The organism is Mycoplasma sp. CSL7503-lung (assembly GCF_025515455.1).
Classification (GTDB): Bacteria; Bacillota_I; Bacilli_A; order Mycoplasmatales; family Metamycoplasmataceae; genus Mycoplasmopsis.
In genome coordinates, this window is the sequence record NZ_JAOPHP010000012.1 from 12,942 (window position 1) to 27,598 (window position 14,657).

Here is a 14,657-nt window from a genome sequence, read left to right on the forward strand (position 1 = left end):
AGAATGATTCAATTTAAAAAAGCTGTCGAAAAAGATAAAGAAGTTATATTAAAATTGCTATATAACGATGATCCTATACAATATTTATTTCTAATATCAGATATTGAGGAATTTGGACTGCATTCAGATGTTACTGAAACTTATTTTGCTACTAATTATAAAATAATAATTATGCGTTTTTACAATAATTTATTGATTTATACAAAAAAAGATTTTAAATTTGATACATCTTTACTGGTAAAATTTATTAAAGACAAAAAAATAAAGAATATTATTTATTCTTCTTCTATTAGAAACGACTTAGAAATTGCTATGACAAAACACTTCAATAGTTTTAAAGTAAAAGAAGAGTATATTTTGAAACTAAATAAAGAAAAGTTTTATGATTTAAATAATTTAGAAGATCTTAGTTCAAAAATTATTGAAGAAAAAGATTTAGAAAATATAATAAATTCTAGAAAAAGAATTAAAGAATTTGAAGGTCTTAGTGCACAAGCACTAGATATTAATTATTTAAAAACATCTCTTAACAAAGGTTATTATAAAGGTTTCATAAAATATGACAATAATATTGTTATTTCACATGCTTCAGTTAGTGCACAAATAAAAAATGTTGCCATGCTCGGTGGCGTTTTCACCCTTGAAGAATATAGAAAAAAAGGTCATGCAAAAGATTGTGTTTTAAAACTATCTGATTATTTATTAAAAAATAACTATACTCCAGTTTTATTTTTTGATAATCCACATGCAGGAAATTTATATTATAAATTAGGTTTTGAAGACTATTCAAGATTATACGTTATTTCAATATATGATTACTAATATTGCTATAAGTAATATTTTTTTATTTTTTATATAAATATTAAAAGTTATGGTAAAATATTATTACGCAAATAAGATAAATACATGTTTAAATAAAAAAATAAAAAATATTTTGATATTTTAAAAAATGTGTATAATATTATAGAAGCAATTGCGAGTATAGTTTAATGGCAGAACTTCAGCCTTCCAAGCTGACTATGAGGGTTCGATTCCCTTTACTCGCTCCATTTCAAGAAATTGACCGAAAAATCCCCTTTGGGATTTTTTTAAAATCATCTCCTTTTAACAGAGAGATGATTTTATTTTATTTTGAAATATTTTTAACTTTATTAATTAAGTCATTCATTATTTCTTCATATATATTATTCATTGTTGTAAAATTTATTCCGTTAACGATTTGAATTTGGCTGCTAATTCTATCATCATCTCATTTTTGATTTGACTCTGTTGCTATTTTATTAAAATAATTATTTAATTTTTCTACCGAAAATCAACTAACATCATCGTTATTATAAAAGAATTGATTATATACATTCACAACATCGATTATTTTTTGGTTTGTTCATTTATCTACAAAATCAAATGAAGGGATTAAATAAAAAATATCTTCATCATTTGATTTTAATTTATAAAAAGTAGTTTTTATATCAAATCTATTAACTAACATTTCGTTTAGGTCGTTGATTTCTATTTCTAAAAATTTTGAACTATCAATCATTTTGAATGGATTAATTTTCTCTCCTCATTTTATTTGTGTTTTTACTTGATCTAATAAATATTTTTTATTATATTTTTGTGAGATAAAATTGTTTTTTCATTCATCTGGATTATTTTCGAAAAAGTTTTTTTCTGATTCATCTCCGTTGATAAAATTGCTATTAATAAAATTATATATATTATTAATTAATTGTTCTTTATTGAAGATGATTAAGTTTGGTTTTTCATCGAAAAAACTTTTTTCTATTTGAAAACTAATTCCTGAAATAAAATTTTCAAATTCATTAATTTTAAATTCAGGCATTACCTTTTCTTCGTTATTACCTTCTACCAAACCAGAATGAGGTCTAGTATAATTTGTTTTTAAATCTCAAGGTCTATAATAAAAGATCTCTTGAGTTCCTTTTTCATTAGAATTTGTATTAATTAACGTGTAATTTATTTGTATTTTGTCACTATATTTAGAATTTCCTTTTATTTTGTCTATTGAAATTATTTCTGTTTTATATCCATCAGGAACATTAATGATTCTAAAATTATTTGAGGGTTTGAAAACAAAATAGGTTTAACGTATTATTTCACAATTACACATTTATTTTAAAGGGATCAACCTGCTTTGATTTCAGAGTCTCAATTATTTTTATTTATATTATCCATTCTATCTTCGGCATTTCATATTTGAGAAATATTATCCGTAGCGACTATTTTTAAATTATTTAAGTCTAAACTAGATTTATTAGTAATATTTGTTGTATTATCTTTTTGTGAATCATTTGTTTTGGGAGTTTTATTAGTTTCGCTATTTTCATGATTTGAACTTTGATTTTGTTTTTCATTACTTATTGTTTTTTTGGAGTTAGTATCTTTTACATCTTGGTCATTATTTTCTTTGTTTAGTGTTTGAGAACAAGAAATTGCAACAGTTGGTAATGTGCTAACATTTACAAAAACAAACAATAAAATTTTATTTTTTACTTTTTTCATAGAAAAATTATATTTCATAAATTTTTTGGCACTTAAAATTATTTTAAAATGAATTATTTATTCGCTACTTTATAATATTTTTTTAATAATTTTTTCTAAAAAAATATTAAATATTTTTATTTATTAATTAAAAATATAAAATTAATATATGAGAGAAAAAATATATCTACACACAAATACAGAATATTCATTTTTAAGTTCTACCATAAGAGTTCAAGAACTTTTAGAACTCGCGAAAGAAAAGAATATTAAGTATATTCCCTTAACAGATAAAGAAAATTTATTCGGGCTTCAATATTATTGAAATTTTCAAGAAAAATATGATTTTAAACCTATAATTGGTTCCGAATTCTATCTAAATGAGAACTTTACAATAATTGTTTTAGCAAAAAATAATCAAGGATTAAAGCTTATTCAAAAATTAATTTATAAAAAATCAAAAGGTGATAATTTATCACTTTTTGATTTTGAGAGCAATGATTTATTTGTAATCGATCATTTTGAACTAGGTATGGTTGCAAAAGAAATATTTTTAAGCAAATTACCTAATAATTTTTACTTTAATTCTAAGAAGAATATTAATAATAGAAAAGTAGTTTATGCACCTACAAAAAGAATTTTACATAAAGAAGATAATCAATTATTGCCCCTTCTTAATTTTATTAATCCAAATAATGATGTTGTTAATAAGATATACGATGATTATTTTTTAGATAACGAATTTGAAGAATTAGATCAAGAAGTTTATGATCAAATGCTTAATATTGTAGAAAGCATTAATATAACTAAACCAAATAGTGAAATTAAATTAGCTAATTTTTCTGATGATAATATCGAAATTTTTAAGAAATTAATTTTTGGAAAAAGGTATAAAAAAATAATAAAAGAATATGATACAAAAATAGTTAATGATAGGATAAATTATGAATTTAATGTAATTAAACAATTGGGATTCATAAACTATTTTTTAATAATTCAAGACGCTCTTAGTTTTGCACGTAAACAAGGTATTGAAATAGGCCCTGGACGTGGTAGTGCTTCAGGTTCATTAATTTCTTACTTATTAGAAATTACTTCAGTTAACCCTTTAGAGTTTAATTTATTATTTGAGCGTTTTTTAAATGTTGAACGTGTTACGTTACCTGATATAGATATCGATATACAAGATACAAGACGTGATGAAGTTTTTGAATACGTGAAAAATAAATATGGTGAAGAAAATGTTTCTTTTATTTCGACATTTCAAACCTTAGCTTCTAAAAATTCTATTCGTGATACTGCAAGATTTATTAATCATAATGAGGTTATAATCCCAAAAGATGAAATTGATAAAATCTCAGCCTCTATAAGTTCAAAATTTTCAAATTTAATTGAGAATTATGAAAGTAATAAAAAATATAAAGTTTGAGCTGATAAATATCCTCAATTACATAATTTAGCTTCTAGAATTGAAGGATTACCAAGACAAACAGGAGTACATCCTGCAGGTTTAATAATTTGTAATCAACCGTTATATAATGTTGTCCCTGTTCGCAAAAATCAGCAAACTTTACAGCAAGTTGAAATGACACTTGATAATTTAGAAAAATATGGATTAATAAAAATAGATTTTTTAGGTCTAAAAAACTTAACTTTTATTAATAATATAGAAAAAAATCTAGAACCTGAAAATCATTTTGATTCAATTTTAGAGGATAATGTTTCATTATTTAATGATAAAATCACTTTTAATTTATTAAATTCCTTGAATACAAACGGTATTTTCCAATTAGAATCTCCAGGGATGAAAAAAACAATTAAGGATGTTAGAATTGATAGTTTCGATGATATTTACGCTATTATCTCGTTATTTAGACCTGGACCTCTTGAATACATACCAATTTATGCTAAAAATAAAAACAATCCATATTTAATAGAAAAAATACATCCAATTTATGATTGAATAGTGAAATCTACTTTTGGAATAATTGTTTACCAAGAGCAAATTATGGAAATAGTTCAAAAGATATCGGGACTTTCGTTTGCGCAAGCTGATTTATTAAGAAGAGCAATTTCTAAAAAAGATGAGTCAAAATTACATGCCTACAGAAAAATGTTTTTCGAAGGTGGTATAAGAAATAATATTAATTTTGAAATTTTAAAAAAAATATACTTTAATATAGAAAAGTTTGCTAACTACGGATTTAATAAATCGCACGCTGTTGCATATGCTTTAATTGCTTATAAATTAGCATATTATAAGGCAAGATTTCCTATGTTATTTTTTAAAGTTCTACTTAGTGAGAGTAGCGGCGATTTAGATGCTATCAAAAAATATTCAGACGAAGCTTTTTTATGTAATATAAACATTGAAACACCATCAATAAATTATTCTAGTGATGATGCTAATATTCATAATAATTCCATTTTTTTACCACTTTTAATGATTAAAGGTCTTGGTAAGGTTGCAATCGATAAAATTGTTTACGAACGTAGTATTAATGGTTTTTATAACAATTTTATCGAAGCATATTTAAGAATGAGAATGCATGGTTTAAGTGAGTCTAATATAGATCTTTTAATTAAATCTGGATCAATGAGAGAATTTAATAATATAAATACTCTTCTTTCTTGAACTAATATAGCTAAAACTTTTTATTCTGATTTAGCACTTAGAATAAAAAGAAATAATATTAGCCAAGAAGAATATAACTCATATCTATTAGATTTTATAAAAGAGTTAAATTTGGAGATCTATATTAAAAATCTACCTATTGAATCGAATGATTTAAAAGAACAAAAAGAATTAGAGATCAAACTATTGGGTAACAGTTACAATACTTCTTATCATAAAGTTCATAATAAACAAATAGATCATAATGTAGCTTGTTTAGCTAATGTTGAGGAAGAAAAAATATGATTAGAAGTTGAACTTATTAGTGTAAAGGTTGGATTTAAAAACGAAAGACAAACTAGTTTGAAAATAAGTGACTTTTCAACAACTGTAACAGCGAACGGATTTAATAGCAAAATAAGAAATTTAATAAATTTAGATACAAGAAGAAAAATAAGAGTATTAATTTCTAAAAAAGATAATAGATTTTACAATATATTAAATTATGAGGAGATTTATGGAGAATAATAAAAAGAGTTTAGTAATTGATGGGAATTATTTAATGTTCCAATCTTTTTATGCAACATATAGAGGTGAAGGTAGTTTAGTTTTAAGCAATTCTTTTGGTGTTCCTACCAACGCAATTCAAGCTTTTATGATGCAATTTTTAAAACTAATTAAGTTTGTAAGACCTGATAGTCTTTTTGTTGCTTTCGACGCCAAAGGCCCAACAAAAAGACATGAAATTTTTTCAGAATATAAATCAGGAAGAACTAAGGCTCCTGATATACTTTACCTTCAATTTGATTGAATTAAAAGAATATTGAGCGGTCTGAATGTTGCTTGACAAGAAAAATTGGGAGATGAAGCGGACGATTTAATTGCAACATATTGTTCCAAAGTTGATGGAAAAAAATATGTTTTTTCAGCAGATAACGACTTATTACAACTCGTAGATGAAAATGTAACAATTCTTCGTAAAGATAAAACTAATTATAAAGAAATTAATAAAGATAATTTTTTTCAAATTTTCAAATTTTTACCAAATCAATTAACTTCATACAAAGGATTAAAAGGTGATTCTTCTGATAATCTACCTGGTGTATTTGGAATCGGTGAAAAAACTGCTATTAGTTTGCTTGAAAAATACAACAATTTTGAAAATATATATAAAAATTTAGAAAATAACAATGATCTAACTAAAAGTGTTAAAAATAAATTGAATAATGGCTATGAAGCCGGTTTAATGTCATATAATTTATCAATATTAAATTGTGATGTCGAAAATTTTGAAACAAATTTAGAGTTTTATAAATTCCAACTAAATTATAATAATGCCATGGACATATTAATGGAATTGGAACTAAGTGTAGTTATAAATGAACTTAGAAAACACTTTTAATAAACCTGTAGCTATTTGTGGTCAAATTGGATCAGGTAAAACCACTATAATACAAGAGTTGAAAAAAATGGGATATAGTACATTAATTTTAGATGACTATGTTTCTAATTTATATAAAACTAATAATAAGTTAATCTACGAAATGAAAGAACAAATTGGCGATTTTATAATCAAAGAGCAAATCATTAGTAAACAATTGTTAAAAGAGTGGATACTAAAGGATTTTAATAATATATATAAAATTGAAAATATTATTTATCCTTACATTTATGAACATTTGTTAAATAATAACTATGATTTTATTGAAATGCCCGTTTTAGATTCTGAAAGAATTGATTTTTCAGAATTGTTAAAATATGTTGTGGTTATTCATAGAAAAAATAAATTTGTTGTGGAAAACACGCTCGTAGATTGATTAAATAAAAAAAACGACTATATAATAGATTTAAAAAGAAAAAATAAAAACTTAATATTTGTGGATATCTATAATGATAATCAAGATATAACTAAAAAAATTAAAAAAATATTAGTAAAAACTCAATAATAATTATAAAATAATAAGGCTACTAAATTTTAGGAGGACACAATGGAAAAAGTAAATTTAGACTATGATAATTTTGAAATAAGTAAAACAACTATTATTAGCAATGAGGATCGTGAAAATCTTAGACTTTTTTACGGACCTTTTTTGGGTGCTGAAGCAGTTTACTTATATGAATATTTATTAGATCTTGTTAAAGAATCTAATTGACGTAAGGTCGAATTTCCATTTAGTCTCTTAAGTTTATATTTAAATATGAATATAGATAGTTTAAATGTTGCTCGTAAAAAATTAGAAGCAGTAGGTTTAATTAATTTGTATAACGACAATTCTAAAGCTATTTCTATTTTTGATTTACAAAAGCCACTTGATTATAATGGGATTATAAATAATGAATATATTTCTAATTTAATAAAAGATAATATTGGCTTATCTAACTTAAATTACTTAATAAGTACTAAAAAACATAAAATCAGCGTTATTGACGATTCTAATTATGAAGACGTTACAACAAATTTCTTTGATATGTTTAACCCTAATGAATCAAATTCTAAAAATAATATTAAACAACATTATACAAATGTTGGTAAAAAAGAATATACAACAAACGAATTAAGAGTAATGACTAAAAACCAACATATTAAAATACCTCTTCAAGCGGGTAGTGTTATTTATACAAATACATATGATGCAATAATAAACCTTAAGCCAGATGAATTTTATTCGCAAATTAATAAAATTTCATTATCTATGGTTGATAATGAATTAATTTCACTTTGAACTAATAAAGTTGCGGATTATAAAGTTTTAAATTTAGCAATGTTTATTGGTCGTAAAGCTCGTAAAACAGATTCTTGAACAAAGTATGTTAATACTTTAATTAAAGAATTAGAAACACAAAATATTAATGATTATTATGAAGCTGAAGAATATTTAATTGGCAAAATGTTTAATAATAGTAAATTAAGATCAATATATGACGAGTTTATAGTTTTAAAGAACAATGTTCAAGGTAGAAATGAATAGTAAATTAAAAATATTTGGTTCTAAAATTAATTTTTCTGATTCTAATTTTGTTGTTGATGAAAAAACATTCATCGATTCTATAAAAAGCGATTCTGAATTAATTAAATACTTAGATAAGTATAATATTTCAGATCAAGAAATAATTGAAAATAGAAATGATTTTTCTATAATGCGAAAAAATAATTCATCTAAGGATGTATTTTTTATTATTCAAGTAAAAAGAAATCAAAATGGAAAATTAGAATTTTATTCTACTTTTTCTAAAAATTCAATTACAAAAAATTATATAATGAAAGAAAATATTGCATTTACGGAAATCTCTAAACCTACCACAGATATAATTTCTACTAGTATAACCCAAATAAAAAAAGGTAATCCGGTTTGAGAGTTTTTAAAGAATCTTAAAAAAGATAAAAATAAGTTTTTTGAGAATTTTTATGTTTATGGTGATGTAGATAGTGTTAGACAAGAATTTTTAAGTTCTTATGTAAATTTAATTGCCCAAAAAAATTTTAATGTTGCTTATATTGATATAAATTTATTGGACGATTATGTTAAAAATAGTTTAAAAAAAGAAAATTCAAATGAAATTATTAATAATTTAATTTATGAACTTAGTCAAATTGAATATTTAATTATTGATGAAATCGGATTAAAAGCATTATCTTCTTGATTTTTAGAAAGAGTGTTTTTAAGTATAATTTCAAACAGACTATCAGATAATAAAAAAATATATTTTGGATCTTATTTCAGTTTGTCTTTTTTACACAAATATATTTTTAAAGATGATGCCTATATAATTTCTAATTCAAATTCAAAAAATACAAAAAAATTGAAACCGTTAGCAGCAAAAATTATAAAGACAATGAAGTTATTATCAGAACCAAAATGTTTGTGAGTTGATGATAAGTATTTGGAGGATAAATAATGAAAATAGTTTTAGCAGGAACGCCAAATTTTTCAGTACCTATTTTTGAGAAAATTATTAATAATTTTAATGTTGTTGCTATAGTTTCGCAACCCGATAAACCTAATAAAAGGGGTAATTTAGTAACTCCTACGCCAACAAAACTACTTGCGAATAAGTATAATATTAAACTATTTCAACCAATTAAAATCAAAGATATTGAACAAGACTTAAAGAGTTTAGATTATGATGTTTTTTTAACATGTGCTTTTGGTCAATACATTCCAGAAAGTATATTAAAAATTGCTAAATTAGGTTCTATTAATATCCATGGCTCTCTTTTGCCTAAATATAGAGGTGCTGCTCCGATTCAATACTCTCTTTTAAATGGAGATAAAGAAACCGGAATTAGTTTAATATACATGAGCAAAATAATGGATGCAGGAGATATTATTTTTAAAGCCAAAATCGATATTTCAGAATTGGACACATCAGACACGTTATTTGAAAAAATAAGTTTATTAGCACAAGAACAAATTGTAGATTGGTTAGTTAAATTTGAAAAAAATGATTTTGTAGCCGAAAAACAAGATGACAATTTAGTCATATTGTCTCCAAAATTATTGAAAGAAGACGCACATTTAGATTCGTCGTTAACGGCGGAAGACGCTTTTAATAAAATAAGATCATTTAGTTCAAATCCCGGAGCATATATCTTAATTAACGGAAGACGAGTAAAAATTTTTTATGCTCACAAGAGTAAAAAACATAATAATTCTTTAATTTTAAAATTTAAAAATGGCAATTTGTACGCAACTGATTATCAGTTCGAATCTAAAAAAAGAGTTAATTTACTTGAAAAAATATCATAAAAAGATGTTTTTTCATTTTTTATAACTTTTTTTAAAATGTTTTTAAAAAAGAAATTTTTTAAAAAAAATAAAATAAAAAGTTAAAAAAGTTTATAATTATTAAAACATAACGAATAAGTTATGTTCTTATATAAAAATAAAACACTTTGAAAGGATAAAATGAAAAAAGTAGCAATTAATGGTTTCGGTAGAATTGGTAGATTATTCTTCCGTAGATTATTAGAATCACAATCAGATGTACAAGTTGTTGCGGTTAACGACTTAACAGATGCTAAAACATTAGCACACTTACTAAAATATGATACAGCATTTAGAGCGTTAAATGCAGAAGTTCAAGCAAAAGAAGGTGCTATTGTAGTTGATGGTAGAGAAATTAAAGTATTCGCCGAAAGAGATCCAGAAAACTTACCATGAGGTGAATTAGGAATCGATGTTGTTGTTGAATCAACAGGTTTCTTTACAAAACGTGAAGGTGCCGAAAAACACTTAAAAGCTGGAGCTAAAAAAGTTGTTGTTTCTGCACCATCTGATTCAGATGTTAAAACAGTTGTTTACAATGTTAACCACGACATTTTAAATGCAGATGACAAATTAATTTCAGCAGCTTCATGTACAACAAACTGTTTAGCACCTTTAACAAAAGTATTATCAGATAAATTTGGAATCGTTTCAGGATTAATGACAACAGTTCACGCTTACACAGGAGACCAAAGATTACAAGATGCTCCACACCGTGACTTACGTAGAGCACGTGCAGCAGCATCAAACATGGTTCCTACAACAACAGGAGCAGCTAAAGCTATTGGATTAGTAGTTCCTGAAGCAGCAGGTAAATTAGACGGTTCAGCAATTCGTGTTCCTGTTTTAACAGGTTCAATCGTTGACTTAACAGTTAGATTAGAAAAACAACCTACATTAGAAGAAGTAAACGCAGCTATGAAAGAAGCTGAAAGTGAATCATTTAAATATGAAACAAACCCAATTGTTTCATCAGATATCGTTGGTGAAACACACGGATCAATTTTCGATTCATTATTAACACAAGTTCAAAAAACTTCAGAAGGTAATGTATACAAATTATTCTCATGATATGATAATGAAATGTCATACGTTTCTCAATTAGTTAGAACAGTAGTTTACTTTGCTAAATTATAATGATTAAATAATTTATAAAAAATCAAAGCATTAGCTTGCTTTGATTTTTTTAAATAAAAAAGTGATAAGAATAAAAGAAATAAAAAAGTTTTGAATAATATTCAAAACAAAAAAAGTATAAAAAAATGGCGGAACAGAGAGGATTCGAACCTCCGCGGGAGTTGCCTCCCCTACAGTCTTAGCAGGACCGCCTCTTCAGCCTCTTGAGTACTGTTCCATCAAAATGTAATATTATTATATCATATAAAACAATTAATTAAATACTAAATTAGATTTTTTATAAGAGTATAAAATAAAAGTAGGTCGATTACTTTAAAATAAAAGTACAAATAGTAAAGATAAAAATAATAAAAATAGGCTTTAACCTATTTTATTGTTAATATAACATTAAGTTTTTATTTTTTTAATCCATAAACTAGTTTTCCTGAATTATATGAATAATAGTTGTCTTCGCCTTCTACATCGATTAATTTGTATTCAAATTGGTCAATTTCAGGAAATCTTTTTCTAAATAAAAACATTATAAACTCATAAACCATAATCATTGCTCTTACATCATTTTCGCAATATTTTTTCAATTCAGGTACTACCTCTTGCTCTCAAACATTATCAGAAATAGCATTAACATGTCTTAAAATTGCTACTTCCATAGCCATAGTACCTTTTTGAATTACAAGTTCAGAATATGGTGTTATTTTAGATTTTAAATCAAAATTCATTTTGTTAATATATTTTTCAATTCCTTTTATTGATGAAAAGTAATTTAAAAATTTGATATGTATTCTTGATTTATCTGAAATATTCTGATTATTTTCTTCGTTTAAATTCTTTTCTTGAGAAACTATAATATCATTATCATTTTCTGTGTAAGTGAAATAATCATTAATTTCTTTATTATCAAGTTTAGTATGTTTAAAACAGTCTAAAAGATCGATTGTATTGTTGTTTATCTTACTTATTTTTTTAATAAATTCATATTTATCTTCGTATAATTTATTAAACTCTTCAATAAACTCAATATCGTTATTTTTAAATGCTTTATTAACTAATTCTCCTATTTCTTTATTTCTTGTATTTTCGTAAGCTTTGTTATAAACGACATAATATTCGTATTCATCATCATAGATTTCATTAATCATTTTAACTAAGTCGATAAGTTTAAAATATTTAGTATCACACACAATATTTTTCTTTTTTATTTCGTTTCCATTTTGAGTAATAATTATTGAAACTTGGTTAACAATTTGGTTATATGAAGGAACATTGTTCATTGGTGGATATAATTCAGAAAACCCTTCATAGTCATACCAACATATTTTAGCGTCTTTTTTATGTAACTGTTTTATTTTATTAAGTGCAGCAATTTTGAAAAAGTTATCAGAATTCTTAAAATTTATATTTTCAATATTTATACTTGGTATATGATTTTTAGATTGTTTACTATAATAAGATAAGGAAATACGTTCAAAATTGTCTTTTGTTAGGGCTCTAAAAATTGCATATTTTTCATCTTTATTGATATCTAATAAATCGTCAAAATAAATATTTTCGGCATTAGAGTTATAACTACTTAAACTTCCGCTTAATCATTTTTGTATTGCATTAATTTTTTCTTTTTGGTCGTTATATTGTAAAAAATATAAAATCGCATCTAAATTAATGTTTTCAAAATCTTGGTATGATTTTTTTATTATTTTTTCGTAAAAATCATATTTTTCTACACTAAAAATTGTATCATTCTCTTTTTTTGAACTTTTCGGATTTTTGAACGGTATATTTAGGCCATTTTCTTTATATTCGGTTAATTTATCAAAAGGAATAACTGTTTTAGCCATTATTTTTCAATCCAATGTAATATTTTTTTTAGGAAAAATCATATTTTTAGATGCCTTAAAAAATGTGTTTAACGAATTATTTTTATCGTATTTATTATTAACAAATAATAAATTATCGCCGGTTTTAGATATTAAAGGTAAAAAGTCTTTGTAGTATTCAGGAACATTTTCTTTTGTTTTAGGTTTATTGACTTTATTTGAAGGAGATGCTGCAAAAGATTCGTAAAATTCTATTTTACCTTTTTTTATTTCTTTCTTAAATTTTGTGTAAGGATTTATCAAAATACTAGACATATCACTTAATACTATGTTATTTTTCTTAAATAAATTATCAGCATAAAAGAATTTATAATATAATTCAAAATTAGTTTTTGCATAACTTGTAAGAACTAATTTTTTATTCTTTTTATCAAAAATTAAAAATGGAAGACTAAAAATAAAAGTTTTATTTCCATCTACTAATTTATATCCGATAGTACCATTTGCAACTGCGTCAACATCGGGGTCTTTAATAGCGTTTAATGTATCATTTATCTTAACTTCGATATTATTTTTTGTCCTAATGTATTTTGGATTTTTTAAATTATATTTTTTTAAGTAGAACAAAATTCCATCATTATTATATCTATTATAATTATCTTTAAATACTTTTATATAGTCATTTTCTTCATTCGAAACTTCGAATGATAAATTACTAAAATCGTGTAAATCTATATCTTCCTCTTCAAAATTATAGTATTCAAACAAAGTACTGTTTTCTTCATTATCTTCTTCTAAATCTTTTGAAAAATCATAATTTTGATTGTTATTAAATTTGCTATTAATAAAATCAACTAATTTTTTTCTTTCCCATATTAAAGCAGGATTTAATCCAAATGTTTTTTTGAAAATATTTCAAGTTACTTTAATTGTCTTCACTTTTCTCCTTAAATAAATTTTTGAGTATATATACTTAAAATGAAGTGTTATGTACAACACTTATTATTGTGCTTTTTGTTTTTTATTATAATCTAAATAGCAAATAATTTATAAAAATAAATATTACTTAGTTTAGTAATGAAATTAAGATTTTTTTACTTTTTAAAAAAGTAAGTTAAGGTAACAAAGTTTCTCATGCAAAATGAATATCGATTTTTATTGGTTCGTCAAGAGTTTCGTATTACTTCTTATAACAATCTTTTGCAATTATATTAAATAGAATATTTATTTATTTTATTATAAATACCTAAATAATTTAGTTTATTAAAATTACTTAATCATCTTTCTCTATTTTGAGGTTTACAAATAAATATTCTAAAGTGTAATTTTCTAGCGAGTTGTCTTTAACAAATATATCAATTGAATTATTTTTTCCTAGGTAGTTTTCACATTAAATTGGTCTATTCTATACCATGATAATTATAGAAGTATTTAGAGTTCTGATTTTTTAATATAACTTTTAATAATATTATTGCATTATTAGTTGTTTTGCTTATTATAAATTTTGGTTTACAATCGTGTCTGTTTTTGAGTACCAATAAATAGTATTTGTTTTTAATTGTTTTTATGTATTTTTTTATATTTACTATTTAAACGGTTTTGGAATTAAAATCAAACCGATGAATGATTTTTTAATATCTAATTTTTTATTCAAATTTAAATTCTTTGTTATAAAATAACACTTTATTATTACTGGAGTAAGTTAGGTGAAAAAAATTTGACACTCCAAAATAAAGGAGTGTTATTTTTATGTCCAAACATTTTACATTTGAACAAAAAGTTAAATATTGCAAAATTATTGATCAAACCGATTTTAAAACAGCA

Annotated in this window: 11 protein-coding genes and 2 tRNA genes; 9 read left to right on the top strand and 4 right to left on the bottom strand. The window is 23.8% G+C overall.

What is annotated here, in order from left to right:
- Positions 1 to 3 precede the first annotated feature (3 nt).
- Both N9R85_RS02190 and N9R85_RS02195 read left to right on the top strand, forming a co-directional pair.
- Positions 4 to 822, top strand: coding sequence for a GNAT family N-acetyltransferase (locus N9R85_RS02190; RefSeq protein ID WP_262858396.1), 819 nt, complete (start codon positions 4 to 6; stop codon positions 820 to 822).
- A 153-nt stretch (positions 823 to 975) separates the two neighbouring features.
- Positions 976 to 1,049: transfer RNA gene (locus N9R85_RS02195), tRNA-Gly, on the top strand.
- A gap of 77 nt (positions 1,050 to 1,126) precedes the next feature.
- Here N9R85_RS02195 and N9R85_RS02200 read toward each other — a convergent pair.
- A complete protein-coding gene (locus tag N9R85_RS02200; RefSeq protein ID WP_262858397.1) occupies positions 1,127 to 1,873 on the bottom strand; it encodes a hypothetical protein in 747 nt (248 codons plus the stop codon).
- A gap of 263 nt (positions 1,874 to 2,136) precedes the next feature.
- Complete coding sequence (locus N9R85_RS02205; protein ID WP_262858398.1) at positions 2,137 to 2,523, bottom strand: hypothetical protein; 387 nt, start codon at positions 2,521 to 2,523, stop codon at positions 2,137 to 2,139.
- 148 nt (positions 2,524 to 2,671) lie between these two features.
- Here N9R85_RS02205 and dnaE point away from each other — a divergent pair, with 148 nt between their 5' ends.
- From dnaE to gap, 7 genes are all read left to right on the top strand, one after another.
- On the top strand, positions 2,672 to 5,644 hold the full coding sequence (gene dnaE / locus N9R85_RS02210; protein ID WP_262858399.1) for a DNA polymerase III subunit alpha: 2,973 nt from the start codon (positions 2,672 to 2,674) through the stop codon (positions 5,642 to 5,644).
- Positions 5,634 to 6,518 (top strand): 5'-3' exonuclease, encoded by an 885-nt coding sequence (locus N9R85_RS02215; protein ID WP_262858400.1) that lies wholly within the window; start codon positions 5,634 to 5,636, stop codon positions 6,516 to 6,518. Before dnaE ends, N9R85_RS02215 begins: the two co-directional genes overlap by 11 nt.
- A complete protein-coding gene (locus N9R85_RS02220) occupies positions 6,496 to 7,062 on the top strand; it encodes a dephospho-CoA kinase (RefSeq protein WP_262858401.1) in 567 nt (188 codons plus the stop codon). The genes N9R85_RS02215 and N9R85_RS02220 overlap by 23 nt, the downstream gene beginning before the upstream one ends.
- A gap of 42 nt (positions 7,063 to 7,104) precedes the next feature.
- Entirely contained in the window at positions 7,105 to 8,085 is a 981-nt protein-coding gene (locus N9R85_RS02225) for a hypothetical protein (protein ID WP_262858402.1), read from the top strand.
- Entirely contained in the window at positions 8,078 to 9,013 is a 936-nt protein-coding gene (locus tag N9R85_RS02230) for a hypothetical protein (protein ID WP_262858403.1), read from the top strand. Before N9R85_RS02225 ends, N9R85_RS02230 begins: the two co-directional genes overlap by 8 nt.
- Entirely contained in the window at positions 9,013 to 9,864 is an 852-nt protein-coding gene (gene fmt, locus N9R85_RS02235; RefSeq protein WP_262858404.1) for a methionyl-tRNA formyltransferase, read from the top strand. The genes N9R85_RS02230 and fmt overlap by 1 nt, the downstream gene beginning before the upstream one ends.
- A 159-nt stretch (positions 9,865 to 10,023) precedes the next feature.
- Complete coding sequence (gene gap / locus N9R85_RS02240) at positions 10,024 to 11,019, top strand: type I glyceraldehyde-3-phosphate dehydrogenase (RefSeq protein ID WP_262858405.1); 996 nt, start codon at positions 10,024 to 10,026, stop codon at positions 11,017 to 11,019.
- A gap of 126 nt (positions 11,020 to 11,145) precedes the next feature.
- Here gap and N9R85_RS02245 read toward each other — a convergent pair.
- Positions 11,146 to 11,236: transfer RNA gene (locus N9R85_RS02245), tRNA-Ser, on the bottom strand.
- Positions 11,237 to 11,414: 178 nt separating this feature from the next.
- Positions 11,415 to 13,772, bottom strand: a complete 2,358-nt coding sequence (locus tag N9R85_RS02250; protein ID WP_262858406.1) for a DUF2779 domain-containing protein — start codon at positions 13,770 to 13,772, stop codon at positions 11,415 to 11,417.
- Between the last annotated feature and the right edge of the window lie 885 nt (positions 13,773 to 14,657).